This is a genomic window from Methylobacterium aquaticum (assembly GCF_016804325.1).
Taxonomy (GTDB): domain Bacteria; phylum Pseudomonadota; class Alphaproteobacteria; order Rhizobiales; family Beijerinckiaceae; genus Methylobacterium; species Methylobacterium aquaticum_C.
This window is the reverse complement of record NZ_CP043627.1, coordinates 3399775-3426079: the sequence shown is the minus strand read 5'-3', so window position 1 is coordinate 3426079 and position 26305 is coordinate 3399775. Positions and strand designations below refer to the sequence as shown.

General features: G+C 69.9%; 22 protein-coding genes. 12 read left to right on the top strand and 10 right to left on the bottom strand.

The annotated features are described in order from the left end of the window. Positions 1-76: 76 nt before the first annotated feature. Positions 77-2245 (bottom strand): methylmalonyl-CoA mutase, encoded by a 2169-nt coding sequence (gene scpA / locus F1D61_RS15515; RefSeq protein WP_203159096.1) that lies wholly within the window; start codon positions 2243-2245, stop codon positions 77-79. Between the two features lie 824 nt (positions 2246-3069). On the opposite strand from scpA, the gene F1D61_RS15510 reads away from it, so the two are divergent. From F1D61_RS15510 to F1D61_RS15500, 3 genes are all read left to right on the top strand, one after another. Next, positions 3070-4188 (top strand): S1C family serine protease, encoded by a 1119-nt coding sequence (locus F1D61_RS15510; RefSeq protein ID WP_203158779.1) that lies wholly within the window; start codon positions 3070-3072, stop codon positions 4186-4188. A gap of 80 nt (positions 4189-4268) precedes the next feature. Continuing rightward, positions 4269-4544, top strand: a complete 276-nt coding sequence (locus F1D61_RS15505) for a hypothetical protein (protein WP_246775903.1) — start codon at positions 4269-4271, stop codon at positions 4542-4544. Between the two features lie 215 nt (positions 4545-4759). Further along, positions 4760-5116 (top strand): hypothetical protein, encoded by a 357-nt coding sequence (locus tag F1D61_RS15500; RefSeq protein ID WP_203158777.1) that lies wholly within the window; start codon positions 4760-4762, stop codon positions 5114-5116. A gap of 106 nt (positions 5117-5222) precedes the next feature. On the opposite strand, the gene F1D61_RS15495 is transcribed toward F1D61_RS15500, so the two are convergent. After that, positions 5223-6536: a flavin monoamine oxidase family protein gene (locus F1D61_RS15495; protein ID WP_203158776.1), complete on the bottom strand. Its 1314-nt coding sequence runs from the start codon at positions 6534-6536 to the stop codon at positions 5223-5225. A gap of 157 nt (positions 6537-6693) precedes the next feature. On the opposite strand from F1D61_RS15495, the gene F1D61_RS15490 reads away from it, so the two are divergent. Further along, positions 6694-7188 (top strand): GNAT family N-acetyltransferase, encoded by a 495-nt coding sequence (locus F1D61_RS15490; protein WP_203158775.1) that lies wholly within the window; start codon positions 6694-6696, stop codon positions 7186-7188. A 258-nt stretch (positions 7189-7446) separates the two neighbouring features. Here F1D61_RS15490 and F1D61_RS15485 read toward each other — a convergent pair whose 3' ends face one another. Both F1D61_RS15485 and erpA read right to left on the bottom strand, forming a co-directional pair. Continuing rightward, positions 7447-9252 carry a hypothetical protein gene (locus F1D61_RS15485; protein ID WP_203158774.1) on the bottom strand — a complete coding sequence of 602 codons (1806 nt, stop codon included), beginning with the start codon at positions 9250-9252 and terminating at the stop codon, positions 7447-7449. 48 nt (positions 9253-9300) lie between these two features. Then, positions 9301-9627 (bottom strand): iron-sulfur cluster insertion protein ErpA, encoded by a 327-nt coding sequence (gene erpA, locus F1D61_RS15480; RefSeq protein ID WP_203158773.1) that lies wholly within the window; start codon positions 9625-9627, stop codon positions 9301-9303. A 92-nt stretch (positions 9628-9719) separates the two neighbouring features. On the opposite strand from erpA, the gene F1D61_RS15475 reads away from it, so the two are divergent. Continuing rightward, positions 9720-10955, top strand: a complete 1236-nt coding sequence (locus F1D61_RS15475; protein WP_203158772.1) for a deoxyguanosinetriphosphate triphosphohydrolase — start codon at positions 9720-9722, stop codon at positions 10953-10955. A gap of 328 nt (positions 10956-11283) precedes the next feature. Here F1D61_RS15475 and F1D61_RS15470 read toward each other — a convergent pair whose 3' ends face one another. Further along, complete coding sequence (locus tag F1D61_RS15470) at positions 11284-12483, bottom strand: lytic murein transglycosylase (protein ID WP_203158771.1); 1200 nt, start codon at positions 12481-12483, stop codon at positions 11284-11286. Between the two features lie 437 nt (positions 12484-12920). On the opposite strand from F1D61_RS15470, the gene F1D61_RS15465 reads away from it, so the two are divergent. Then, positions 12921-13973 (top strand): IS110 family transposase, encoded by a 1053-nt coding sequence (locus tag F1D61_RS15465; protein ID WP_203158770.1) that lies wholly within the window; start codon positions 12921-12923, stop codon positions 13971-13973. A gap of 413 nt (positions 13974-14386) precedes the next feature. Here the strand turns inward: F1D61_RS15465 and leuD are convergent, their stop codons facing one another. Together leuD and ccrA are read right to left on the bottom strand one after the other, a co-directional pair. Beyond that, positions 14387-14989: a 3-isopropylmalate dehydratase small subunit gene (gene leuD, locus F1D61_RS15460; RefSeq protein WP_203158769.1), complete on the bottom strand. Its 603-nt coding sequence runs from the start codon at positions 14987-14989 to the stop codon at positions 14387-14389. Between the two features lie 105 nt (positions 14990-15094). Beyond that, positions 15095-16390 carry a crotonyl-CoA carboxylase/reductase gene (gene ccrA / locus F1D61_RS15455; protein ID WP_203158768.1) on the bottom strand — a complete coding sequence of 432 codons (1296 nt, stop codon included), beginning with the start codon at positions 16388-16390 and terminating at the stop codon, positions 15095-15097. Positions 16391-16591: 201 nt separating this feature from the next. Between ccrA and F1D61_RS15450 the strand changes: the two genes are divergently transcribed. The 4 genes from F1D61_RS15450 (at position 16592) to F1D61_RS15435 (ending at position 21581) form a co-directional block, all read left to right on the top strand. Next, positions 16592-18610, top strand: a complete 2019-nt coding sequence (locus F1D61_RS15450; RefSeq protein WP_203158767.1) for a protein meaA — start codon at positions 16592-16594, stop codon at positions 18608-18610. A 559-nt stretch (positions 18611-19169) separates the two neighbouring features. Beyond that, on the top strand, positions 19170-19592 hold the full coding sequence (locus F1D61_RS15445) for a cupin domain-containing protein (RefSeq protein WP_203158766.1): 423 nt from the start codon (positions 19170-19172) through the stop codon (positions 19590-19592). Between the two features lie 70 nt (positions 19593-19662). Continuing rightward, positions 19663-20661 (top strand): glycosyl transferase, encoded by a 999-nt coding sequence (locus F1D61_RS15440; RefSeq protein WP_203158765.1) that lies wholly within the window; start codon positions 19663-19665, stop codon positions 20659-20661. Further along, complete coding sequence (locus tag F1D61_RS15435) at positions 20658-21581, top strand: NAD-dependent epimerase/dehydratase family protein (RefSeq protein WP_203158764.1); 924 nt, start codon at positions 20658-20660, stop codon at positions 21579-21581. Before F1D61_RS15440 ends, F1D61_RS15435 begins: the two co-directional genes overlap by 4 nt. Positions 21582-21658: 77 nt before the next feature. Here F1D61_RS15435 and F1D61_RS15430 read toward each other — a convergent pair whose 3' ends face one another. Beyond that, positions 21659-22381, bottom strand: coding sequence for an NYN domain-containing protein (locus F1D61_RS15430; protein ID WP_203158763.1), 723 nt, complete (start codon positions 22379-22381; stop codon positions 21659-21661). 527 nt (positions 22382-22908) lie between these two features. Here F1D61_RS15430 and F1D61_RS15425 point away from each other — a divergent pair. Beyond that, positions 22909-24687 (top strand): acetolactate synthase 3 large subunit, encoded by a 1779-nt coding sequence (locus tag F1D61_RS15425; RefSeq protein ID WP_203158762.1) that lies wholly within the window; start codon positions 22909-22911, stop codon positions 24685-24687. Between the two features lie 20 nt (positions 24688-24707). Next, entirely contained in the window at positions 24708-25250 is a 543-nt protein-coding gene (gene ilvN, locus F1D61_RS15420) for an acetolactate synthase small subunit (protein ID WP_203158761.1), read from the top strand. Positions 25251-25254: 4 nt separating this feature from the next. Here the strand turns inward: ilvN and F1D61_RS15415 are convergent, their stop codons facing one another. Both F1D61_RS15415 and dps read right to left on the bottom strand, forming a co-directional pair. Beyond that, the gene (locus tag F1D61_RS15415) at positions 25255-25398 is read right to left on the bottom strand and encodes a hypothetical protein (RefSeq protein WP_203158760.1); all 144 of its coding nucleotides are present in this window, start codon (positions 25396-25398) and stop codon (positions 25255-25257) included. Positions 25399-25719: 321 nt separating this feature from the next. Continuing rightward, positions 25720-26274: a DNA starvation/stationary phase protection protein Dps gene (dps, locus tag F1D61_RS15410; protein ID WP_203158759.1), complete on the bottom strand. Its 555-nt coding sequence runs from the start codon at positions 26272-26274 to the stop codon at positions 25720-25722. Positions 26275-26305: the final 31 nt, after the last annotated feature.

The following is a 26305-nucleotide window of genomic DNA, read 5'->3' as shown; positions in this document are numbered from 1 at the left end:
CCTGGAATCAGCCGGAGGGGCGAAGCTCCGCCCTTGGCGCCGAAACCGTGACCGTTTTGAGACGCGAGCGGCCCCCCTACTCGGCGGCTTCCCGCGCCGCGTAGCCGAGCCGCGCGTTCAACTCGCCGATCAGCGAGGAGGCGGCCTCCGCGATGACGGTGCCGGGCGGGAAGATCGCCGAGGCGCCGGCCTGGCGGAGCGCCGCGAAGTCGCCCGGCGGGATCACGCCGCCGACCACGATCATCACGTCGGGCCGGCCGGCCTCGTCGAGCGCCCGCTTCAGCTCCGGCACGAGCGTCAGGTGGCCGGCGGCGAGCGACGAGACGCCGACGATGTGGACGTCGTTCTCCACCGCCTGGCGCGCGGCCTCCTCGGGGGTGGCGAAGAGCGGCCCGATATCGACGTCGAAGCCGAGATCGGCGAAGGCCGAGGCGATCACCTTCTGGCCGCGGTCGTGCCCGTCCTGGCCCATCTTGGCGACCAGGATGCGGGGACGGCGCCCATCCGCCTCCTCGAAGGCCTCGACCAGCCCGCGCACCCGCTCGACCGCCGCCGACATGCCGCCCATCTCCCGCTTGTAGACACCCGAGATCGCCCGGATCTCGGCCCGGTGCCGGCCCCAGGCCCGCTCCAGAGCCTCCGAGATCTCGCCCACCGTGGCCTTTGCCCGCGCCGCCTCGACGGCGAGCGCCAGCAGGTTGCCGGAGCCCTGCGCCGCCTCGGTCAGGGCCGCGAGCCGCGCCTCCACCGCCCGGCCGTCGCGTTCGCCGCGCAGGCGCTTGAGCTTGTCGATCTGGAGCGTGCGGACGTTGCCGTTATCGACCCGCAGGAGGTCGATCGCCCGGTCGCCGTCGGGCTTGTAGCGGTTGACGCCGACGATGACCTGCTGGCCCGAATCGATCCGCGCCTGGGTGCGGGCCGCCGCCTCCTCGATGCGCAGTTTCGGGATGCCGGCCTCGATGGCCTTCGCCATGCCGCCCAAGGCCTCGACCTCGCGGATATGGGCCGAGGCCCGGGCGACGAGGTCCTGGGTCAGCCGCTCGACATAGTAGGAGCCGCCCCACGGATCGATGATCCGGGTGGTGCCGCTCTCCTGCTGCAGGAACAGCTGGGTGTTGCGGGCGATGCGGGCCGAGAAGTCGGTGGGCAGCGCCAGCGCCTCGTCGAGGGCGTTGGTGTGCAGCGACTGGGTGCCCCCTTGCGTCGCCGCCATCGCCTCGACGCAGGTGCGGGTGACGTTGTTGAACACGTCCTGCGCCGTCAGCGACCATCCGCTCGTCTGCGAATGGGTGCGCAGCGCCAGCGACTTGGCGGATTTCGGCGAGAAGTCCTTGACGAGGGAGGCCCAGAGCAGGCGCGCCGCCCGCATCTTGGCCACCTCCATGAAGAAGTTCATCCCGATCGCCCAGAAGAACGACAGGCGGGGGGCGAACTTGTCGACGTCGAGCCCCGCCGCCATCCCGGCGCGGATGTACTCGACGCCGTCGGCCAGCGTGTAGGCGAGCTCCAGGTCCTGCGTCGCGCCGGCCTCCTGCATGTGGTAGCCGGAGATCGAGATCGAGTTGAACTTCGGCATGTTGGCCGAGGTATAGGCGAAGATGTCCGAGATGATCCGCATCGACCCGGCCGGCGGGTAGATGTAGGTGTTGCGGACCATGAACTCCTTGAGGATGTCGTTCTGGATCGTGCCGGCGAGCTTGTCCGGGGCGACGCCCTGCTCCTCGGCCGCGACGATGTAGAGGGCGAGGATCGGCAGCACCGCGCCGTTCATCGTCATCGACACGGTCATCTGGTCGAGGGGAATCCCCGAGAACAGCGTCCGCATGTCGTAGATCGAATCGATCGCGACGCCCGCCATGCCGACATCGCCCGAGACCCGCGGGTGGTCGGAATCGTAGCCGCGATGGGTGGCGAGGTCGAAGGCGACCGACAGCCCCTTCTGCCCGGCCGCGAGGTTGCGGCGGTAGAAGGCGTTCGAATCCTCCGCCGTGGAGAAGCCGGCATATTGCCGGATCGTCCAGGGCTGGGTCGCGTACATGGTGGGATAGGGCCCGCGCAGGAACGGCGCGATGCCCGGATAGGAGCCCGCGAGATCGATCCCGTCCCGGTCTTGCGGGCCGTAAAACTCCTTCACCGGGATGCCCTCGGGGGTCATCCAGGGCTCGGCGGCGGTCGCGGTCGCGGCTTGAGCGACCGCCGCGGCCGGCGCGAAGGCGATTTCCGAGAAATCCGGGATGCGGGTCATCGGCCTGCGGCTCTCGTTGCTGGCGTTCCTTGTCGCCAACTTATAGGGGGCGGTGCCGCTGCGGCCAATGGGTTGAAGGTCGGAAGGCGCGGGGCGATCAGCGCGCCTCCTCGCCCCCGCCACCCGGCCGCGGGCCCGCGCCCGGACCCAGTCGCGCCGGCGCTGGTCGGCCTTCGACTCGGCCGTTTCCCGCTCCGCCGGCACGGTGGCGTAGAACTCCGCGACCGCGGCGCCGCCATGGATGCGCTGGCCGCGACCGGCCTCGTGCCGCAGCCGCCAGCAGCCGAGCGTCTGGCGCTCGCCGTCGCTGCGCGCGCGCGCGCAGGCCTCCGTCCGGCTCTGGCGGGGTGAGGCCTCGGCGTGGCTCGCGAGTGCGATCGGAACGAGCACCAGGGGGGAGACAAGGGCGAGACGGGCGAAGGCGCGAGGGGACAGCGACGGCTTGCGGAGCATTCCGGACCTTTCGTTTGGGGAGGCCTCAAGCCTAGAGACCCGCTCCCATGCCTGCAACCTCTCCGAGCACCTGCCTGACGAGCACCTGCCTGAGCAGATGCGGGATGGATCGACCCGCACCAGGCCGCCGGCCGTGCGGCGGTGTCGCCGGTAAAATTCGGCTCCCGGTTCGTCTCGATGGTCATCTCCTACGCGCTGGAGGCGGGCTCAACCCGGCCAAAAGCCTTCACGAGGGCGTTCACCATGGCCGAACCCAAGCCGAGCGCGGCCATTGACGCGGGCACCGCCCGGCCCACTTCCCTGCCAGGCACTGCCTATTCCCTTTCGGCAGGCGCCCTGTCGACCCGTGCCCATCTGGAGTGACGAACCCGGTGCCCGATCGCTTCCTGCGGGTCGCCCTGACCACCGCGCTGGTGCTCCTCGCCCTGTTCGTGGCGCAGCCCTACGTCACGAGCCTGCTGTTCTCCGCCGATGCGCCCCGGGCGGTGACGGCACGGGGCGAGCTGTCGCCGATCGAGGCCTCGACCGTGGCCCTGTTCGAGCGCGCGGCGCCGTCGGTGGTCTACGTCTTCGCCCGCCCGCGGCAGGGCGCCGTGACCTTCGATCCCGAGACCGGCGAGCGCCGGGAGGGCGGGGGCGAGCAGACCGGCTCGGGCTTCGTCTGGGACGCGGCCGGCCACATCGTCACCAACAACCACGTCATCCAGGGCGGCGGCGACATCCAGGTCCGCCTTTCCACCGGCGAGGTCGTGCCCGCCACGATCGCCGGCACCGATCCGAACTACGACCTCGCGGTCCTGAAGCTCGGGCGCGTCGCCTCCGCGCCGCCGCCGATCGCCATCGGCACCTCGGCCGACCTCAAGGTCGGGCAGTTCACCTACGCCATCGGCAACCCGTTCGGCCTCGACCACACCCTGACCACCGGCGTGGTGAGCGCGCTCCAGCGCCGGCTGCCGACCGCGGAGGGCCGCGAGCTCTCCGGGGTGATCCAGACCGACGCGGCGATCAACCCTGGCAATTCCGGCGGGCCGCTGCTCGATTCCGCCGGACGCCTGATCGGGGTCAACACCGCGATCTTCTCGCCGTCCGGCGCCAGTGCGGGCATCGGCTTCGCCATCCCCGTCGACGTCGTCAACCGGGTGGTGCCCAACCTGATCCGCACCGGCCGCACCCCGAACCCCGGCATCGGCATCGTGGCGGCGAGCGAGGAGGCGGCGGCCCGGCTCGGCATCGACGGCCTCGTAGTGGTGCGGGTGCTGCCCGGCTCGCCCGCCGCCCAGGCCGGCCTCCAGGGCGTCGATCCGGCGACCGGCGAACTCGGCGACATCGTCATGGGGGTGAACGGCCGCCCGGTGCGGCGGCTCGCCGATCTCACCGCGGCGCTCGAAGCCGCGGGCGTCGGCAGCCGCGTGACGCTCCAGATCGAACGCGACGGGCGGGCGATCACCCTCTCGGTCACCCCGGCGGATATGGGACAGCGCCGGCGCTGACGCACGGTCGCGGGGCGGGACCGGATCCGCTATCCTGGTGCCGATCCGCCAGGACGCCGCCTCGTGCAGGAATCCACTTCGTGACTGCCCGCCTCGTGAATCCACGCGTTCTCGCCGCCCTCGTCCTCGTGGCCGCCGTCCTGCCGGCAGGCGCGGGCGAGCGCGGCACCCGGATGCCCCGCCTCTGCCCGCAGGACGCCCCGCCCGGCGTCCGCCTGCCCGACCGGCCTGAATGCCGGGAGGCGCCACCCGCCGCCGTCCGGGCCACGGCGCCGGGCTTCATCGATCTCGGCAACGGCACCTCGCTGCGCGTCGGCGGCAGGGCCGCCTTCGAGGCGGGCTACGCGAAGCGCTGAGCAGACTTGCGTCGGCAGGCCAACGCTTCACCCGCTTAGGTTTTTGTTTTGCCGCAGATTTTTCGCGCCGAACCGGTAACCACTTCGGCGAAGTCTGCTCAGCCCCGCTCCTCCGTCGTCGAGATCCCGACCGAATCGCATCGCCTGGACCGGCCGCCCCGGAACCCGCCCGGCCTCCCCGGCATTCGCTGTCACGTGGTGTGACGGAGGGCGTGATGATCCTGGCAGCCTGCGAGGGCCGGCACTGGCAATACGAGATCGTCGAGCATGCCGACGGCTACGTCGTGCGGATGCGCGACCTCGATACCGGTGACATCGATGCGGACGGCGCCACGGTCTTCCGCACCATGCCGGTCGCCTTCGCCTTCGCGGAGATGTCCGCCGCCTTCGACCGCTTCACCGCCTCGACCGACGAGGAGCCGGACGACGCGCAGATGGCGACCGACTTCGCGGTGAGAGAGCAGATCTTCTGCGATCTCAGCAGCCGCCTGTGCGACGGCGGCGTCGCCGGCAGCCTGGTCCAGGCCTGGGAGCGCCGGCCGGCGGAGGGGCCGCGGCAGACGCTGCATTGAAGTCCTAAGCAGACTTGCGTTGGCAGGCCAACGCTTCGTCCGCTTAGGTTGTTGTTTTATCGCAGATTTTTGTCGCAAAACCGGCAGCCACTTTTGCGAAATCTGCTTAGGAACCCAGCCGCTTGAGCGCGTCCCGCGCGGCCCGCTCGCCGTCGAGCGTCGCCCCGCCCACCGTCATCGCCGCCCCGCCCGCCGCGGCCTCGCCGGCGAGGAAGATCCGCCCGGCGACCGGCCGGCGCAGGGCCTCGCGGGCGGCGAGATGGCCGGGACGGGCCAGCGAATAGCTGCCGCGGGCGAACGGATCGGTCCACCAGGCGGCGAGGCGCCCACCCGTGACGGCGGCCCGGATGTCCGATCCGAAGACGCTCACGAGATGGTCGGTCGCTGCGGCGAGGGCCGACCTCTCGCCCGCCTCGCACAGGGCGCGGGCGCCGTCGCCGCCGCAATGGAGCACCGCCAACGGCTTCCCGAACGGCTGCATCTCCAGATAGGCGGTGAGGCCGGGCGTGCCGCTTCGCAGGATCACGGCGTCGCGCAGGTCTTGTGCTGTCAGCCGGGCGAGGTCGAGGGCGAGGCCGATCTTGGTGTAGGCGCCCATCGTCAGCCCCGCCACCGCTTCCGCCGTCGCCGCCGGCAGGGCGGGGGTGAAGCGCACCGCGCCCGAGGCCAGCACGCCGACCGGCACCGTCACGATGGCGCAGGCCGCGCGCAGCGTGCCGCGCGGCGTCTCGACGGCCACACCCGGGCCGCGCCAGTCGATCGCCGTGACGGGCGTGTCCAGCCGCACCGGCAGGTCGGCATGGTGGCCGGCCACCAGGGCGCCGTAGCCGTCGACCCAGATGTCGTCGCCCGACCAGAGCTGGTCGTAATCGGCGGCGGAGACCCGGTCCGGCTCCTCGCCGAGGGTGAGGCGGGTGAGCCCCGTCGCCGCGGCCCGCGCCGCCTCGTCCTCGCCGGCCACGGCCTGCGCCACCGAGCGGTCCGGGCCGGCCGGATGGTCGAGGAGGGCGCTGACCCGCCCGAAGCCGGCCCGGCGCTGGCGCCGCTCGCTCTCGCTCGCCCGCACGCCGTCCTTCACCAGGACCGGCCAGGGGCTCGCGGCGTCGTCGCTGGTGCGCACGCCCGCCGCCCGCACGATCTCCCGCCACGGGTTGCGCTCGGCCCAATGCACGTATTGGGCGCCGGCATCGAAGCTGCGCCCCGGGCCCAAGCCGGTCTCGGTGAAGGCCCGCCCGCCGATGCGCCCGCGCGCCTCCAGCACCACGACGCTGTGGCCGCTGCGCCGGATCGCCGCCGCCGCCGCAAGGCCGGCGGCGCCCGCGCCGATCACCGCGACTTCGGCATCCGCCGCCGCGCGGGCTTTGGCTGAGGCGGCCAGGATGGCGGCCCCGGCCAGAAGGGAGCGACGCGACAGCGCCATCCCGGTTCTCCGTCTCGGTTTCCTGCCCGTCCTCACCTCGGCGGCAATGGACCGCCGGCAAGCCTCGCACGGCGAAAACGGGCGTCGCGCGGCGAAATACCGCCCGCTCCGGCGCCCGCACTTTCGCCCCGGGAAATCCCCCGCTAAGAGCGCCGCCATGCTGATCCGCGCCGCCCGCCCCGAGGACGCCCCCGCCATCTGGTCGATCATCGGCCCGGTGATCCGCGCCGGCGAAACCTACACCCTCGACCCGCAGATGAGCGAGGCCGAGGCCCTGGCCTACTGGATGGGACCGGACAAGCAGACCTTCGTCGCCGAGGAGGCCGGCGAGATCCTCGGCACCTATTACATGCGGCCCAACCAGGCCGGCGGCGGCGCCCACATCTGCAATTGCGGATACATGACGCGCCAAGGCGCGACGGGACGCGGGATCGCCCGGCGGATGGCCGGGCACTCGCTCGATCACGCCCGCTCGCGCGGCTATCGGGGGATGCAGTTCAACTTCGTCGTCAGCACCAACGAGCGGGCGGTGCGGCTGTGGCACGCGCTCGGCTTCGCGACCGTGGGGCGACTGCCGCTGGCGTTCCGCCATCCCGAGCATGGATACGTGGATGCGCTGGTGATGTTCCAGCAGTTGCAAGAGCCTGCCTGAACGGTCGTGCAGGCCGGCCTGGCATGCATGTCGGCATCTCTCGACATTCCGGGGCCCGGCGCAGCCGGGGGCCCGGGATGACGGGGAGAATGTCGGCTTTAGCGGACTCATATCAATGGCCCAAGATGCTCACGCATCGGGCCATTGAGCCATCTCGAATTGTCCATGCCAAGCCGGAGGCTTGGCGAAGATTCGAGAACGGAACCAAAGGTCGTTTCCAACGACCTCTGGTATCGATCAAACAAGGTCTTTTGCTGACTACTCCGCAGTTGCGCTCACATCCAGGCGATCGAAGATCTTGCCCGGGCTCGGGGCGGTGCTGAAATCGATCAGGCCGAGCCCGCCCGGATCCTTGGCGGCGGCGCTGACCGAGAGGCGGCCGGGCTTGACCACGAAGCGCGATACCGCCTGGCCCAGAGCCTTGGCCGACGGCGAGCCGCCGAGGACCGCCGGGATCCCCAGCATCGCCGCGGTGCCGTATTCGCGCTGCAGCTCCTCGGGCTTGAGGCTCTGGGCCTTGGCCTGCTGGTCGACGAAGCGCTGGAACAGCCCGCCATTCTCCAGGGTGAGCGCGAGGGACTTGGCGCTGGCGCCGAGGAGGGCGAGGGACGAGACCATCGGCTCGGGGTCGAACACCTCCTTGCCGATCCCGCCGATCGTGCCGGTGATCCGGGCGGTACCCATGTCCTTGCCGGTCAGCGTCACGTCGCGAAGAGTCACCTCGCGGGCGGCCTCGTCCCAGCGGGCATCGAGGGTGCCGGAGAGGTCGAGGCCGGTATAGCCGAGGCCGGAGAGGTCGGCCAGCACCGACTGCGTGGTGCCGGGCGGGACCGCGCAGGTGAAGCCGTCGAAGGAGAAATGCGAGGCGGTCGGCACGCCGTCGCGCGGATCGCTCATCGCCAGGGCGGCCTTGCGGACGGCGAAGCGCATCGGGCCCGAGGCCGTGAGCGGGTCCTTCGGCGCGGCGTCCGCCGGCAGGTCGACGTCGAGCCCGTCGAAGGCGATCCGGCCGATGGCGGGGGCGTAGCGGCGCAGCTCGGCCTGATCGAGCGGGCCGGCGGCGGCGCGGCGCAGCCCCTCCAGCACCGGCTTCAGCGACAAGCCGGAGAGGGTCAGGTCCTTCAGCGCGACGCGGCCGGCAGCGGCCTCGACCTTCAGGTCCTCAGCCTTCACCTGGCCCGCGCCGTCCCCGGTGCCGTAGGTCAGCCGGGCGAGGCTCGCCTGGACCGGGTTCGGCTTCGGGCCGGCGCCCGGCGCCGCGAAGGTGATGCCGCTGATCTCGAGCCCGCCGACATCGATCCCGTCGAGGAGGTCCGCGGCGAGGCCCGACAGGCGGGAGCGCTCCGGCCCCTCGGCTTTGCCGGCCCCCTCCGCCAGCGCCCGGACCGATTCGGCCCAGGGGATCGTGGTCGGCCGGCCGGTGAGGTCGCGGGCATCAATGCGGGCGATGCGGAAGGCCGCCCCGTCCGGGCCGGTCATGGCGATGTCCTCGGCGGTGACGCCGCCATAGACCCGGATCGGCGCCGCGCCGGGGCCGCCGGGCTCGGTGAACAGGCGCGCCAGGCCCGGCAGGTCGACCTCGCGGGCGCTCAACCGGCCATAGGCGCCGGCGGCGTCGGGGCCCGGCCCCTCGACCGTCAGGGTGGCGCCACCGGCCTCCAGCGTGCCGATCCGGCCGGCCGCGACATCCTTGGCGACCACGTCGTGATAGACCGCAACCTGCACCCGCCCGCCGACCGGCTGCTCGACCCGCAGGACGGGGATCACGATCTCGCGGGCGGAGAGTTTTTCCAGCCGCGTGCGCCACGGCGCCGGGCCGGCCGGATCGAGGATCGACCGCGCTTCCTCCCGCGACAGGGCGGTGCCGCGCAGCTCCAGCTTCGGGGCCTTCAGGGTGACGGGGCCCAGCGGCAGCACCACCTCGTCGAGGGCGATCGCGGCATCCTGCGCCAGCGCGGGGCCGGCGAGCCACGGCACGGTCGCCGGCAGGGCGGCGGCCAGCGTGGCGCAGGCGACGGCACCGAGCGCGGCCCGGGCCACGCCCGTTCTGGATAAGCGGGTCATGGCGGAACGTCCCGGAACGGTGGCAGGCGAGGGGGATGAAGAGCGGGATTACAGGGAGAACGAGGTGCCGCAGCCGCAGGAGGCGGTGGCCTGCGGGTTCTCGATCTTGAACGACTGGCCGATCAGGTCGTTGACGAAATCGATCGTCGCGCCCTCCATGTACGGGAGCGAGGTCGGGTCGACCAGCACCGTCGCGCCGTCGCGCTCCACGGCCAGGTCGTCGTCGGCGCGGTCCTTCGCGATGTCGAAGGCGTACTGGAACCCGGAGCAGCCGCCGCCATTCACGCTGATGCGCAGCATCGAGCCGGGGGGCTCGGCGCCCATGATCTCGTTGATGCGGCGGGCGGCGCGGGACGTCAGGGTGATCGGGGTCATCGACGGCTTCTCGGGTGGGGGTCCGGCGTGCGATGGCAACATAAGAAGTGCGGGCGTGCGCCGCAACAGCGGCGCGAGAGGGGAGCGGGAACGTGAGACGGACAGGCGAGCGCTGGCGGGCCCCCTTCGGCAGCGACCCGTTCGCGTCGCGCGGGCGGCTGATCCCGGAGGCGGCCTCGCCGACCCGCACCGATTTCCAGCGCGACCGCGACCGGATCGTGCATTCGGCGGCCTTCCGGCGGCTGAAGCACAAGACCCAGGTCTTCGTCCATCACGAGGGCGACCATTACCGCACCCGCCTGACCCACACCCTGGAGGTGAGCCAGATCGCCCGCGCGCTCGCCCGGGCGCTGGGTCTCGACGAGGACCTGGCCGAGGCGCTCGCGCTCGCCCACGACCTCGGCCATACCTGCTTCGGCCATACCGGTGAGGATGCCCTGCATGCCTGCATGGCCGATCACGGCGGCTTCGACCACAACGCCCAGGCCCTGCGGCTGGTGACGCGGCTGGAGCGCCGCTACGCCACCTTCGACGGGCTCAACCTGACCTGGGAGACGCTCGAAGGGCTGGTCAAGCATAACGGCCCGCTCCTGACCCGCGACGGGCGGCCGACGCCGCATTACGAGGCGGGCGGCATCCCGGTGGCGATCACCGAGTACAACGCCGTCAACGACCTGGAACTGTCGACCTTCGCCGGGCCCGAGGCCCAGGTGGCGGCGCTCGCCGACGACATCGCCTACGACGCCCACGACCTCGACGACGGCCTGCGCGCCGACCTGTTCCGCCTCGACGACCTGGCGGAGGTGCCGTTCCTGGACGGCCTCCTCGACGAGATCCGGCGGACCTATCCGGGCCTCGAGCGCTCGCGGGTTGTGCACGAGCTCGCCCGCCGGGTCATCACCCGCTTCGTCGAGGATGTGATCGCCGAGGCCGAGCGGCGCTTGTCGGCGTTGCAGCCCGCGGACGCCGCCGCGATCCGCCACGCCGCGGCTCCGGTGGTCGCCTTCTCGGAGGCGATGGCCGCGGCCGACCGGGACATCAAGACCTTCCTGTTCGCCCGGATGTACCGCCATCCCGGCGTGATGGCGGTGCGCCGCCGCGCCGCCTCGATCGTCGAGGACCTGTTCTCCGCCTTCCGGCAAGACCCGACCCGGATGCCCGACGAATGGCGCGCCGGCCTCTCCGGTCCCGACGATCCCCGCACCCCGCGCCGGGTCGCCGACTTCATCGCCGGCATGACCGACAATTACGCGGTCAGCCAGCACCGCCGGCTGTTTCCCGAGACGCCGGACCTGCACTGGGTGATCTGGCCGGGGCTGGAGGGGTGATCCGGGGATTGGACCGAGATGATTGGACTGTAAGACCCGGCGCTAGGGCTCAGCGGTACGTTCGCCGCTCCCATCCACCACCTCATCCTGAGGTGTTAGTCGATCGAAGATCGACTGACCTCGAAGGAGGGCTCCAGACGTCTCTGAGCTAACTGGAGCCCTCCTTCGAGGCTCCTTTCAGTCGCACCTCAGGATGAGGTCGCGGGTGGGAAAGCCGGTTACGGCGCACCCCCGTCGCTGATAGTGCGGCCAGAAGTAGGAACGAACGATATGGGACGACGCCGCTCCCCCGCGCGTCGCCGCGCGAGGGGAGGGCGGAGACCGGCGCTCAATTACCCCGCAACAGCGCCTCAAGCACCTTGCCGCCGGGCCGCCCGGTCTGCGGCATGCCGAGCCGGCGCTCGATGTCCTTGATCGCCTCGCGGGTCTTCGCGCCGACCTTGCCGTCCGGCTCGCCGACATCGTAGCCGCGGGCGGTGAGCGCGCTCTGCAGGCTGCGGCGCTCGGCCCGGGACAGGGGTGGGTCGTCGGTCGGCCAGGCGGTCTGCACGCCGCCCTTGCCGCGCAGGCGGTCGGACAGGACCGCGATGGCGAGCCCGTAGGATTCGGCGGCGTTGTAGGAGTAGATCGCGTCGAAGTTCTTCGTCACCACGAAGGCCGGCCCGTCGGCGCCGGCCGGCGCCAGGATGCCTACCGGTCCCTCGCCGGAGAGCGGCCGCCCGTCGATCCGGGTGACGCCGAGCGAGGCCCAGTGCGCCACCGGCTTCTTGTTCTTGCGCCCGGCCGCCGCGACGTTGAAGCCGCGGGGCAGCCGCACCTCGTAGCCCCAGGGCTGGCCGTTGTGCCACTTGGCGACGCGCAGGAAGTTGGCGGTGGAGCCGACCGCGTCCGGCACCGAATCGACCACGTCGCGCCGCCCGTCGCCGTCGAGGTCGACCGCGAGGCGCTGATAGGTGGTCGGCATGAACTGGGTCTGGCCGAAGGCGCCGGCCCAGGAGCCGGTCAGGCGCTCGGGCGCGATGTCGCCGCGGTCGATGATCTTGAGGGTGGCGATCAACTCGCTGCGGAAGAACTCGCGCCGGCGGGTGCCGCCGCAGGCGAGCGTCGCGAGCGACTGCACCAGCGGCATCTTGCCGAGGTTCTTACCGAAATTCGATTCGACGCCCCACACCGCCGCGATGGTGTAGCGGTCGACGCCGTAGCGCGCCTCGGCCTGGGCGAGGGCGTTGGCGTGCTGGCGCATGGCGGCGCGGCCGTCATCGACCCGCTCGTCGTCCACGAGGGCGGCCATGTAGTCCCAGATCGGTGTCTTGAACTCGGGCTGGGCCTGGGACAGCTCGATCACCTTGTCGTCGAAGGCGATGCCCGCCGTCGCCGCCTGGAACGCCGCCGGCGAGACGCCGGCCGCCGCCGCATCCTGGCCGATGCCGGCGAGGCAGGAGCGGAAATCCGCCAAAGCCGCCTGCGGCAGGCCGAACCCGGCGAGGCAGAGCAGGGTGGCGGCCGTGAGGGTCGCGCGCCGTGTCATGCAGAAATCTCTCCCGTTTCGCCGATCCAAGCACCGGAATAGGGCGTCATCAGGGTTAAGGAAAACCTGATGGAATCGGAGACTGAAACGGGTTTCGCCGCGACGAACCGCCCTTCGGCCGGACGGGATTATTTTTCGCATTAAGCCGTCGGGCCAGGGCAGATATCGGCCGACACCGCTCCTGCATGTCGATCAGCCCACCTGAGAGCGGGGACTCCGAAGGTGTTTGATTGGCTTCCTCAGATTTGACACCCTCTGTGTCATTCCGGGGCCGCGCAGCGGAGCCCGGAATCCAGAACCGCAGGTGATCCAGAACAGAGCGGCGAGCGTTCCGCCTCTTTCTCGTCCAACTGAGTGTCTGATGGTGTGGACGGCCCCCCGATCGGCATCAGTGTGCCAGAATGAGGTCGTTGGGATCTCATCCGAGGAGGCCGTCCATGACCGAGGTTACCCGCATTGGGCTGGATACGTCCAAGGGAAGTTTTCAGCTGCACGGCGTCGATGCGTCCGAGGCTGTGGTCCTGAAGCAGAAGCTGACCCGGACCAAGATGCAGGAGTTCTTCGAGAAGCAGCCGGCCTGCCTGGTGGTGCTGGAGGCCTGTGCGGCGTCGCACTACTGGGCCCGCACGCTGGGGGCGATGGGCCACACGGTCCGGCTGATCGCTCCGCAATTGGTCAAGCCCTACGTGCTGCGCTCCAAGAACGACGCCCGGGACGCGGCAGCCCTGTGCGAGGCAGCCAGCCGGCCGCAGATGCGTTACGTGCCGGTCAAGACGCCCGAGCAGCAGGCCGCGCAGATGCTGGCGGGCCTGCGCGAGCAGCGGCTGAAGCGGCGCACCCAGATCAGCAACAGCCTGCGCGGCTACGCGGCCGAGTTCGGGCTCACGGTCCCGCAGGGTCTGGCCCATCTCGCGGACCTGGCGGAGCGCTTCGCGAAGGAGCCGGCAGTGCCGGACCTGGCCCGCACGCTGTTTGCGGATCTATGGGAGGAGTACCAGGATGCTGACGAGCGGGTGCAAGAGGCTGACCGCCAGCTCAAGCTCTGGCAGCGGGAGAACACGACCTGCCAGCGGCTGAGCGAGGTGCCGGGGCTGGGTCCGGTCGCCTCGGCGTTGCTGGTGATGAAGACGCCCGATCCCGCGGCGTTCGACAGCGGCCGGGACTTCGCGGCGTGGCTGGGCCTGACGCCCAAGGACCACTCGACGGCGGGCCGCCAGCGGCTAGGCGGGATCACGCGAGCGGGTGACGAGCAGTTGCGCAGCGTGCTGGTGGCTGGCGCGATGGCGGTGTTGCGTCACCACAAGCCGGGCAGCGGCGGGCTGAAAGGCTGGCTGACGGGGCTTCTGGCACGCAAGCCGATGAAGGTGGTGGCGGTGGCGCTGGCCAACAAGCTGGCGCGGATTGCCTGGCGTCTTCTGGTGAGCGGGGGCTCGTACGACCCGGCCTGGGCCGGCGCTGCTGTGGGCGGGGCTGCGCCGGCCCAGGCCTGATCGGGGGTAGGATCTGATCGGGAGCAGGGCTTGGCAGTATAGCAGGGCCTGGCAGTCTTGTCGGCGAGGCGAGGTCAGCGCGGATTGAAGGAGTTTGGGAGCCGGTGAGGCGCCCGTGAGCTTGCAAGCAGAAGATGAGTGGTCGGCTACGCTGTCTGTGACGCGCGAAAAATCCGTGGAATCCAGGGGCCGTTCGAGGCCGTGTTTCTGATGGGAGAGCGTGTCGCGAACCACCATTTTGGCCGCGGCCCCAGGGCCGCACCAAGGCCGGACATATGGATGCAACGCGAAAGCTTGGCCGGAATTTTCCGCTTGCGAGAAGGGGCCGTCCACATATGGATTCCGGGCTCCGCTGCGCGGCCCCGGAATGACGAGGTGGTTTTGATATCTGGAGAGACTAACCAAGCAAGCGCTCAGGCCCAGGGCCGCTCGGCGAGCTTCTGCTCGTAGGCGTCGATCGCCGGCGCCTTCTCCAGGGTCAGGCCGATATCGTCGAGGCCGTTGAGCAGGTTGTGCTTGCGGCCCGGATCGATGTCGAAATGCAGGGTGCCGCCGTCCGGCCCCTTGATGAGCTGGTTCTCGAGGTCGATCGTCAGCGTCGCGTTGGCGCCGCGATTGGCGTCGTCGAGGAGCTTCTCCAGGTCCTCCGGCGACACCGTGATCAGCAGGATGCCGTTCTTGGCGCTGTTGTTGAAGAAGATGTCGGCAAAGCTCGTCGAGATGATGCAGCGGATGCCGAAATCGGCCAGGGCCCAGGGGGCGTGCTCGCGCGAGGAGCCGCAGCCGAAATTGTCGCCCGCGACCAGGATCTTGGCGTTGCGGTAGGCCGGCTGGTTGAGGACGAAGTCGGGATTCTCCGAGCCGTCGTCGCGGTAGCGCATCTCGGAGAACAGGCCCTTGCCGAGGCCGGTGCGCTTGATCGTCTTGAGGTACTGCTTGGGGATGATGCGGTCGGTGTCGACGTTGACGATCGGCAGCGGGGCCGCAACGCCCTCCAGCACGGTGAACTTTTCCATGATTCGCTTCGTCCGAGATGCGCACCGCGCGGGGCAAGTCCCCGCGCGGCGTCAGTTCGGAGGTGTTCTAGCAACTCGCCGATGCGGCGGGAAGCGCAACCCGCGTCAGCGGGAGCCGGACAGCTCCAGCACGTCGTCGAAGGTCCGCAGGCCCGGACGCGGCGAGTTCACCAGCACCGCCATGTTGCCCGGGGCGTGCTGGTTCTTCCACATCTTGGTGTGGGCCTCCGGGATCTTGTCCCAGGGGAAGAGCTCGCTCATGCAGGGATCGACCCGGCGGTCGATGACGAACTGGTTGGCGGCGGCCGCCTGCTTCAGGTGGGCGAAGTGCGAGCCCTGGATGCGCTTCTGCCGCATCCAGACGTAGCGGGCGTCGAAGGTGATGTTGAAGCCGGTCGTGCCGGCGCAGAACACCACCATGCCGCCGCGCTTCACCACCAGCGCCGAGACCGGGAAGGTCGCCTCTCCGGGATGCTCGAACACGATGTCGACGTCGTTGCCCTTGCCGGTGATGTCCCAGATCGCCTTGCCGAACTTGCGGGCTTCCTTGGTCCACTCGTTGAACTCGGGCGAGTTCACCTTGGGCAGCTGGCCCCAGCAGTTGAAGTCCTTGCGGTTGATGACGCCCTTGGCGCCCAGGCTCATGACGTAGTCGCGCTTCGACTCGTCGGAGATCACCGCGATGGCGTTGGCGCCGGCCGCCGCGCAGAGCTGCACGCCGAACACGCCGAGGCCGCCCGAGGCGCCCCAGATCAGCACGTTCTGGCCCGGCTTGATCGTGTGCGGCGCGTGGCCGAACAGCATCCGGTAGGCGGTGGCCAGCGTGAGCGTGTAGCAGGCGCTCTCTTCCCAGGTCAGGTGCTTGGGCCGGTGCATCAGCTGGCGCGACTGCACCCGGCAGAACTGGCCGAAGGAACCGTCCGGGGTCTCGTAGCCCCAGATGCGCTGCGTCGGCGAGAACATCGGGTCGCCGCCGTTACATTCCTCGTCGTCGCCGTCGTCCTGGTTGCAGTGGACGATGACCTCGTCGCCGACCTTCCAGCGCTTCACCTTGGCGCCGACCGCCCAGACGATGCCCGAGGCATCGGAGCCGGCGATGTGGAAATCGGCCTTGTGGACGTCGAACGGCGAGATCGGCTCGCCGAGGCCGGCCCAGACGCCGTTGTAGTTGACGCCGGCGGCCATCACGAGGACGAGCACCTCGTCGTCGCCGATCGCCCAGGTCGGCAAAACCTCGATCTGCATCGAGGTTTCCGGCGGCCCGTGGCGCTCGCGGCGGATCGCCCAGGCATACATCTTCGCCGGGACGTGGCCGAGCGGCGGAATCTCGCCGATCTCGTAGAGATCCTTCACCTGGGGCCCACTCTTTGCCACCGGTTCCAGCGCGGCGCTCGCTGCCATTGCGGACCCTCCCTCGGTATGATGCACTGCACCGAGAATTCTAGCGCCGTTCCAAGGGGCCTCAATAGCCCATTTGGCGACGTGGCCGTGGCGTCGGTCTTACGTCATGGATGACGGTCAAGCCGGGTAGGGTTACCATTGCTGCGTCAGGGCGGGCATCCGGGCCCGCGGGCACAGCGGACAACGAGGGCGAGGGCGCAGATGGGCGAGCCGGACGTCAAGCGGGACAAGCCGTGGATCATCCGCACCTATGCGGGCCATTCCACGGCGGCGGAATCGAACGCGCTCTACCGCGGCAACCTCGCCAAGGGGCAGACCGGCCTGTCGGTCGCCTTCGACCTGCCGACCCAGACCGGCTACGACCCCGACCACGAGCTGGCGCGGGGCGAGGTCGGCAAGGTCGGCGTCTCGATCGCGCATCTCGGCGACATGCGGACCCTGTTCCAGGACATCCCGCTGTCCCAGATGAACACCTCAATGACCATCAACGCCACGGCCCCGTGGCTGCTGGCCCTGTATCTCGCGGTGGCCGAGGAGCAGGGGGCGCCGTTCTCGGCCCTCCAGGGCACGACCCAGAACGACATCATCAAGGAATACCTGTCGCGGGGCACCTACGTCTTCCCGCCGGGGCCGTCGTTGCGGCTCACCAAGGACGTGATCCTGTTCACGACGAGCCAGGTTCCGAAATGGAACCCGATGAACGTCTGCTCCTACCACCTGCAGGAAGCGGGGGCGACGCCGGTCCAGGAACTGTCCTACGCGCTGGCGGTCGCCATCGCGGTGCTCGACACGGTGCGCGACGACCCCGATTTCGACGAGGCGAGCTTCGCCGACGTGGTCGGGCGGATCTCGTTCTTCGTGAATGCGGGCATGCGCTTCGTCACCGAGATCTGCAAGATGCGGGCGTTCAGCGATCTCTGGGACGAGATCACCCGCGATCGCTACGGCATCACCGACGAGCGGAAGCGCATCTTCCGCTACGGCGTGCAGGTGAACTCGCTGGGCCTCACCGAGCAGCAGCCCGAGAACAACGTCCACCGCATCCTGATCGAGATGCTGGCCGTGACTTTGTCGAAGCGCGCCCGCGCCCGCGCGGTGCAGCTGCCGGCCTGGAACGAGGCGCTCGGCCTGCCGCGGCCCTGGGACCAGCAATGGTCGATGCGGATGCAGCAGATCCTCGCCTTCGAGACCGATCTCCTCGAATACGACGACATCTTCGACGGCTCGACCGCCATCGACGCCAAGGTCGAGGCCCTGAAGACCGAGACCCGGGCGGAGCTCGCCCGGATCGGGGCGCTCGGCGGCGCGGTGACGGCGATCGAGACCGGCTTGATGAAGCGGGCGCTCGTCGAATCGAACGCGAAGCGCATCGCCGCGATCGAGCGCGGCGAGCAGGTCGTGGTCGGCGTCAACAAGTTCCAGAACGGCGAGCCCTCGCCGCTCACCGCCGGCGACGGGGCGATCTTCACCGTCTCCGAGACCGTCGAGATGGAGGCGCAAGGCCGCATCAAGGCGTGGCGCGCCCAGCGCGATGCGGCGGCCGTCGCGGCGGCCCTCGACGAGCTCGAGGCCTCGGCCCGCGAGGGCCGCAACGTGATGCCGGCCTCGATCGCCTGCGCCAAGGCCGGGGTCACCACCGGCGAGTGGGGCGAGCGCCTGCGCCAGGTCTTCGGCGAGTACCGCGCCCCCACCGGCGTGACCCCTGAGACCGTCACTTCGGGGGCGGCCGAGGAGGCGCGCCTCCTCATCGCCGATCTCGGCGAGCGCCTGGGCGAGGCGCCCAAGCTCGTCGTCGGCAAGCCCGGCCTCGACGGCCACTCGAACGGCGCCGAGCAGATCGCCTTGCGCGCCCGCGACGTCGGCTTCGACGTGACCTATGACGGCATCCGCCAGACCCCGACGGAGATCGTCGCCAAGGCGCGCGAGCGCAACGCCCACATCATCGGCCTGTCGATCCTGTCGGGCTCGCACGTTCCGCTGGTGCGCGAGGTCCGGGCGCTGCTGCGCAAAGAGGGTCTCGACCACATCCCGGTCGTCGTCGGCGGCATCATCTCGTCGGAGGACGAGCTGGTGCTGAAGAACATGGGCGTGGCGGCGATCTACACCCCGAAGGACTACGCGCTCGACACGATTATGGTCGGCCTCGCCAAAGTGGTCGAGCGGTCGATCGCGAAGCGCGAGGCGGAGGATTCGGAGCCGCGGCGGGAAGAGGTGTTCTGAGGTAATACCAACGGTCGTTGGAAACGACCTTTGGTTCCGTTCTCGAATTTTCGTCAAGCCTCTGGCTTGGCATAGAAAATTCGAGATGGCTCAATGGCCCGATGCGTTAGCGTCTTGGGCCATTGGTGTAACGCCTCTCTTTCGAGATGGCCGGAGCCTCGTTGCGCCGGCCCGTTTTCCGACATGCCGACAGCCTGTCGGGGTGCGCACTCGTCAGTGTGCCTTCAATTCCAAACCGCGACCTCATCCTGAGAGCCTGTTTGAGCAGGATTTCTACCCAATATTTGAGGCGGGCGGGATCATCCTACCCGCTAATATCATCCTGAGGTGCGAACGAAGTGAGCCTCGAAGGAGGGCTCCAGAAGCCTCTGCGATCCCTGGAGCCCTCCTTCGAGGCTCCCTCCGGTCGCACCTCAGGATGAGGTCGTGGATGGGATGACGCCTTGGTCGGTGTTTCGTCGTTTTCTGGTCTATCACGTTGTCTTGACTGTCCCGTAGGCGGGCGCACACTCTCCGAACCGCGCCGATCCAAGAGAGCGCGGGTCGAGGGAGGAACACCATGCTGACGCGCCGCGGTTTCGCGGGGTTCGCCTCGTGCGCGATCTGCAGCCTGACCGGCTTTCTCGCCGTCGACGCCGGCGCGCAGACGCCGCCCGCCGCCACGCCGGGGGTGAAGCGCAGGATGCTGGGCCAGACCGAGGGGCCGATGCCCGGCTACGTTACCATCACCGCCGAGGTCGAGATCGAGCCCGGCATGCTGGTCGGCCGCCACACCCATCCGGGGATCGAATCGGGCTACGTCGTCGAGGGCGAGATCGAGCTGCCGATCGAGGGTCAGCCGACCCGGATGCTCAAGACCGGCGATGGGTTCCAGGTGCCGGCGGGTGTGCCGCATGGTGGGGCCAGGAGCGGTGGAAAGCCCGTGCGCCTCGTCAGCACCTACATCGTCGAGACGGGCAAGCCGCTGGCCTCCCCGGCGTGAGGCATGGTCTGGCTGGCGCCCGGCGGGTAGGGTAGGGGTGGGGAGCCCACCTCCCTCCGAACCCGTCGCGATGCCGCTCAGCCCCCTCGTTGCAATTCCCTTGGCCGCGGCCCTGTCGGCCGGGCTGATCGTCGCGTTGCGGCCGCTGCTCCAGCGCTACGCCCTGGCGCGGCCCAATGCCCGGTCGAGCCACCGGATCCCGACCCCGCAGGGCGGCGGCATCGCGGTGGTGGCGGCGGCGCTCGCGGTGGTGTTCGGATTCTCCGGGATGCCGGGCGGCGACGTCGCGGCCCTCGCTGTCGGCACGGTGGCCCTGGCGCTGGTCGGGGCCGTCGACGACATCCGGCCCCTGCCGGTGAGCCTGCGCCTGCCGCTCCAGGCGGCCTGCGTGGTGCTGGTGCTCACCGCCGCCGGCGGGCAGCTGGTGCCCGGAATCCCGCTCTGGTGCGAGCGCGCCCTCGCGGTCCTGGCCGGCCTGTGGTTCGTCAACCTCACGAACTTCATGGACGGGCTCGACTGGATGACGGTGGCCGAGATGGTGCCCCTGCTCGCCGCCCTCCTGGCCTTCGGCCTCGCCGGCCGGCTGCCCGGGGACGCGACCCTGGTGGCGGCGGCCCTGCTCGGCGGGCTTCTCGGCTTCGCGCCGTTCAACCGGCCGGTCGCACGGCTCTTCCTCGGCGATGTCGGCTCGCTGCCGATCGGCCTCGTCGTCGCCTGGCTGCTCTACCGGCTGGCCGGGGAGGGGGGGCTCGCCGCCGCGATCCTGCTGCCGCTCTACTATCTCGCCGACGCCACCTTGACCCTCGGGCGCCGGGCGCTCGCCGGGGACAAGGTCTGGCAGGCGCATCGCAGCCATTTCTACCAGCGCGCCACGACCAACGGCCGCTCCGTTCCCTTCGTGATCGGGGCGGTCTTCGTCCTCAACCTCGCCCTGGCGCTTCTCGCCGCCGCGACGCTCGCCGCGCCGGGCTGGACGATGGCCCTCGCGGGGCTGGCGCTCGGCGCCGGGCTCGTCGCCGGGCTGCTCCGGCTCTTCTCCCTGCCTGCCGTGAGGAACGCCGCCGCATGACCGCACCCCTCGTCGCCCTCACCGGCTCGACCGGCTTCATCGGCCGCCATCTCCTGGCGGCCCTGAGCGCCCGGGGCTACCGGGTGCGGGTGCTGCTGCGCCGGCCGGTGGAGCTGCCGCCGGGCATCAGCGGCGCCGTGGTGGGCGACCTCTCCCGGCCGCAGAACATGGCGGCGGCGCTCAGCGGCGCCGACGCGGTGGTGCATTCGGCGGGCCTCGCCCACGCGATGTCGGGGGCGCCGGAGGACGATTACCGGACCTTCAACACCGAGGCGACGCGGGGCCTTGCCCAGGCGGCGGCGAGGGCACGGGTGCGCCGCTTCGTGTTCCTGTCCTCGATCCGGGCCCAGTCGGGGCCATCGGCCTTACGCCTCCTGACGGAGGCCGATGCCCCGGCCCCGACCGATGCTTACGGCCGCTCCAAGCTCGCCGCCGAGGAGGCGCTGGCCGGCATCGACATCGACTCGGTCTCGCTGCGGCCGGTCCTGGTCTACGGTCCGGGCCAGAAGGGCAACATGGCGGCGCTGATGCGGCTCGCCCGGGCGCCGTACCCGCTCCCCCTCGGGGGCCTGTCCGGCCGGCGCTCCCTGGTCTCGGTCGAATCCCTGAGCGATGCCGTCGATGCGGTGCTGCGGGCGCCCGGCCCGTTGCGCCGGCCGCTGATCGTCGCCGAGGCCGAGCCGTTGCGGGTGCCGGAGATGATCGCATCCCTCCGCGCCGGCCTCGAGCGTCGGCCCGGACTCGTGCCGGTGCCGCAGGCGCTCCTCGATGCGGCCTTGAGGCTCACCGGGCGGAGCGAGCTGCGCGAGCGCCTGGCCGGATCCCTCGTCGCCCGCGCGGCGGGGCTCGAAGCCATGGGCTGGACGGCGCCGGTCGAGACCCGCGGCGGCCTCGCATCCCTGGCCCGGGCCGGCGGCTGACCGGTCGCCTCGCGAAAACGGCCCGGCGCCCGATCGGGCGCCGGGCCGGGCGAGCAGTGGCGCGGCCGCAGCCGGGATCAATCCTCGGCGTCGTCCTCGTCGGGCTGGCGGATGCCGTAGCGGTTCTCGAGGTTCACGGCGGCGCGCGGCGCCCGCTCGCCCGGGTCCCGGGGGGCGAGGTCACGAGGTCCCATATCACGAGGTCCCACATCACGAGGTCCCATGTCGCGCGGACCGTCCGGCCCGAGGGAGCGGGGCGCGCGGACCGGGCGCTCGCCCTGGTCGCGGCCGATGCGCGGGATCAGCTGCACGATGTCGACGAAGTCGTCGGCCTGGCGGCGCAGCTCGTCGGCGACCATCGGCGGCTGGGTCTGCACCGTCGAGACCACGGTCACCCGCACGCCCCGGCGCTGCAGGGCCGCCACCAGCGGCTTGAAGTCGCCGTCGCCGGAGAACAGTACCATGTGATCGATATAGGGGCTGAGCTCCATGGCATCGATCGTCAGCTCGATGTCCATGTTGCCCTTGATCTTGCGCCGGCCGCTCGAATCGGTGAACTCCTTCACCGGCTTGGTGACGACGCGGTAGCCGTTGTAATCGAGCCAGTCGATCAGCGGGCGGATCGAGGAATATTCCTGGTCCTCGATCAGGGCGGTGTAGTAGAAGGCGCGGACCAGATTCTCGCGCGCCCGGAAATCGGCCAGGAGCTTGCGGTAATCGATGTCGAAGCCGAGGGCCTTGGTGGTGGCGTAGATGTTGGCGCCGTCGATGAACAGGGCGCTGCGGGGGGGATTGGGCATCATTTATCCTTGAAGGTGCGGTACGGCCGCACGAAAAGAATCACTTGCGAGAAAAGCCGCCACGAAAAATGCAACTGCCCCTTGAGTATCGAGTTTGGAGCAATCAGTGCGGGTGCCGCACACCGCATGGCGGCTGCAATAACCGCAGCTAAGGATGCGTCGCCGCCCCTGTCAAGCGGTGATGCCGTGCAGGGGCCCGGCTCCCCGGCAAAATCCGCGCGTCCCGGCCCGTCTCCGCCGGGACCGGCGCTCCCGATCCGCCGACCCGAACGACCCTCCTGCCCGAACGGGGGGGTGAAACCGGTTGACCCTATGGGGCGTGGGGCGTAGGGTCCGCGCCACTCTCTAAAGGGCAGGCTTTCCACAGCATGCGTACGGTCCTTATTGTAGCGGAGGCGCCACCGAAGGGGCGGGCTTGAGAAGCCCGGCATCCCATGGGTGGCGCATGCAGGGTCCTTCGGGGCCCTTTTTTGTTGCGTAAAACGGACCCGAGAGCGCGGACGAGACCCAAGGAACGGAGCGCGACGATGAGTGCGGGCGAGGTCATGACGGGCGCCGAGATGGTGATCCGGGCGTTTCAGGATCAGGGAGTCGACACCCTGTTCGGCTATCCGGGCGGCGCGGTGCTGCCGATCTACGACGCGCTGTTCCACCAGGACACGGTAAAGCACATCCTGGTGCGGCACGAGCAGGGCGCCGTGCACGCCGCCGAGGGCTATGCCCGCTCGTCGGGCAAGGTCGGCTGCGTGCTCGTCACCTCGGGGCCGGGCGCCACCAACATCGTCACCGGCCTGACCGACGCGCTGCTCGATTCGATCCCGCTCGTCTGCATCACCGGCCAGGTGCCGACGCACCTGATCGGTTCCGACGCGTTCCAGGAATGCGACACGGTCGGCATCACCCGCAGCTGCACCAAGCACAATTACCTGGTCAAATCGATCGAGGACCTGCCGCGGATCCTGCACGAGGCGTTCTACGTCGCCTCGCACGGCCGGCCCGGCCCGGTGGTCGTCGACCTGCCGAAGGACATCCAGTTCGCCAGCGGCGTCTACCGCCGCCCGGTCGACAACAGCCACAAGACCTACAACCCGCAGACCCAGGGCGACCCTGAGAAGATCCGCGCCGCCGTGGCGCTGATGGCGGGCGCGCGCCGCCCGGTCTTCTATACCGGCGGCGGCGTCATCAATGCGGGGCCCGAGGCCTCCGCGCTGCTGCGCGAGCTCGCCCGCGCCACCGGCTTCCCGGTCACCTCGACCCTGATGGGTCTGGGCGCCTTTCCGGGCTCGGACCCGCAGTTCCTCGGCATGCTCGGCATGCACGGGACCTACGAGGCCAACCTGGCGATGCACGAATGCGACGTCATGGTGTGCATCGGCGCCCGCTTCGACGACCGCATCACCGGCCGGCTCGACGCCTTCTCGCCCTTCTCCAAGAAGATCCACGTCGACATCGACGCCTCGTCGATCAACAAGACCGTCAAGGCCGATATCGGCATCGTCGGCGATTGCGGCTCGGTGCTGGCCGACATGCTGCGCGAGTGGCGGGCCGTGACGCCGGAGCCCGACCAGGGCCGCCTGACCGAGTGGCTGTCGAAGATCCGCGGCTGGAAGGCGCGCGAATGCCTCGGCTACTGGCCGTCGGGCACCACCATCAAGCCGCAATACGCGGTCCAGCGCCTCTACGAGGCGACCAAGGACCGCGAGACCTACGTCACCACGGAGGTCGGCCAGCACCAGATGTGGGCGGCCCAGTACTACAAGTTCGACGAGCCGAACCGCTGGATGACCTCGGGCGGCCTCGGCACCATGGGCTACGGCCTGCCGGCGGCGATCGGCGCCCAGCTGGCGCATCGCGGCGCGCTGGTGATCGACATCGCCGGCGAAGCCTCGATCCAGATGAACATCCAGGAAATGTCGACGGCCGTGCAGTACCGCCTGCCGGTCAAGATCTTCATCCTGAACAACGAGTACATGGGCATGGTGCGCCAGTGGCAGCAGCTGCTGCACGGCTCGCGCTACTCCGAGAGCTATTCGGAGAGCCTGCCCGACTTCGTCAAGCTGGCGGAAGCCTACGGCGCCAAGGGCATCCGCTGCTCCGATCCCGGCAGCCTCGACGCGGCGATCGCCGAGATGCTGGACTATGACGGCCCGGTCATCTTCGACTGCATCGTCGACAAGACCGAGAACTGCTTCCCGATGATCCCGTCGGGCAAGGCGCATAACGAGATGCTGCTCTCGGATTACCTCGGCGAGACCGGGGCGGACCTGGGCGACGTGATCTCCGACGAAGGCAAGATGCTGGTCTGAGCGGGCAAGGGTTGAGGACGATGAACGCCATGAACACCCACTACCCCGATCCGGTCCGCGTCGAGCCGGTGAACCGCCATACCCTGGCGGTCATCGTCGACAACGAGCCCGGCGTGCTCGCCCGCATCGCCGGCCTGTTCTCGGGCCGCGGCTACAACATCGAGAGCCTGACGGTGTCGGAGACCGAAGAGGCCCGGCACATCTCCCGCATCACCATCGTGACGGCGGGCACCAATGCGGTGATCGAGCAGATCAAGGCGCAGCTCGACCGGCTCGTGCCGGTTCACCGGGTGGTCGACCTGACCCTTCAGGGCGATTCGCTCGAGCGGGAGCTGGCGCTGGTCAAGGTGGCCGGCAAGGGCGACCACCGGGTCGAGGCGATGCGGCTCGCCGCTGCCTTCGGCGCCCGCACCCTCGATGCGACGCTGCACTCGTTCGTGTTCGAGCTGACCGGCACGACCGACGAGATCGACCGCTTCGTCAAGCTGATGGCGTCGGTGGGGCTCGTCGAGGTCTCGCGCACCGGCGTCGCCGCGATGGGGCGCGGTGCGGAGGCGATGTAGCGTGCTACTCGGCGGGCGGGGTGCCGGTGCGCCCCGCCTGGCCGTACTTCCGCTCGAAGCGGTAGACGGCATACCAGGCGCCCGCGATGCTCGTCACCGAGATGAACAAGGCAAAGCTGAGCATCGCGAGGGTGGCATCCCAGGGCATCGTCACTCCCCCCGGCGTGCTGATCCCGGTCGGCGAGCCTTATTTTGATTCGCCCCAATAGATTTGACAACCTCCCGTCATTCCGGGGCCGCGCAGCGGAGCCCGGAATCCAGACACTCAGGTGGGAGAGGATGAAGCGGCCCGCTGTCCGCTCTATTCTTTACCATCGGCGGTTCTGGATTCCGGGCTCCGCTGCGCGGCCCCGGAATGACGCGGAGGTTTTGAGCAGCGTTGAGCGAAGCTAGTCAGCTCAAATACACAAATCCAACGCTCGACGCCCGGGGCCGGCTCAAGCGCCAGCCCCCGCGAGCGCTCCTCGCCTCAGCGCGCGCCCTTGCCGTCCCCGTCGCGCATCGCGCCGGTCGGCTCCTGGACGTGGGCCTCGAGGAACCACAGCTGCTTGTCGACCGCGCGGGAGACCTCGGTGAACAGGTCGGCGGTGCCGGCGTCGCCCGCCTCGTCGGTCTGGTCGATGTTCTCGCGCACGGCGTTGGCATAGGCCGCGTAGCGGTCGATCAGGGCCGAGAGGTGGTCGGCGATGGCGTAGACGTCGGTGGGGTAGGGGGTCAGCTTCGAGGAGGCGGCCACCACCGAGGCGGTGCCGAGCGCCGTGGCGCCGAGCTGCACGGCCCGCTCCGCGACCTTGTCGTTGAGGTCGTCGAGCTCGGTGCGGAACCCGTCGAGCATCTCGTGGATGCCGATGAATTGCGGGCCCTTCAGGTTCCAGTGCGCCTGCTTGACGGCGAGCGCCAGATCGATGCCGTCGGCGAGGCGCGCATTCAGGGTCTCGATCGAGACGCTCTTAGCATTCGAATCGGTGCCGTTGCGGGTGCGGTGGCTGCGCGGCTGGCCGGCCTTGCCCTTGGTATCCGTCATGTCGGTGTGCTCCGTGGATTTGCCGCAACAA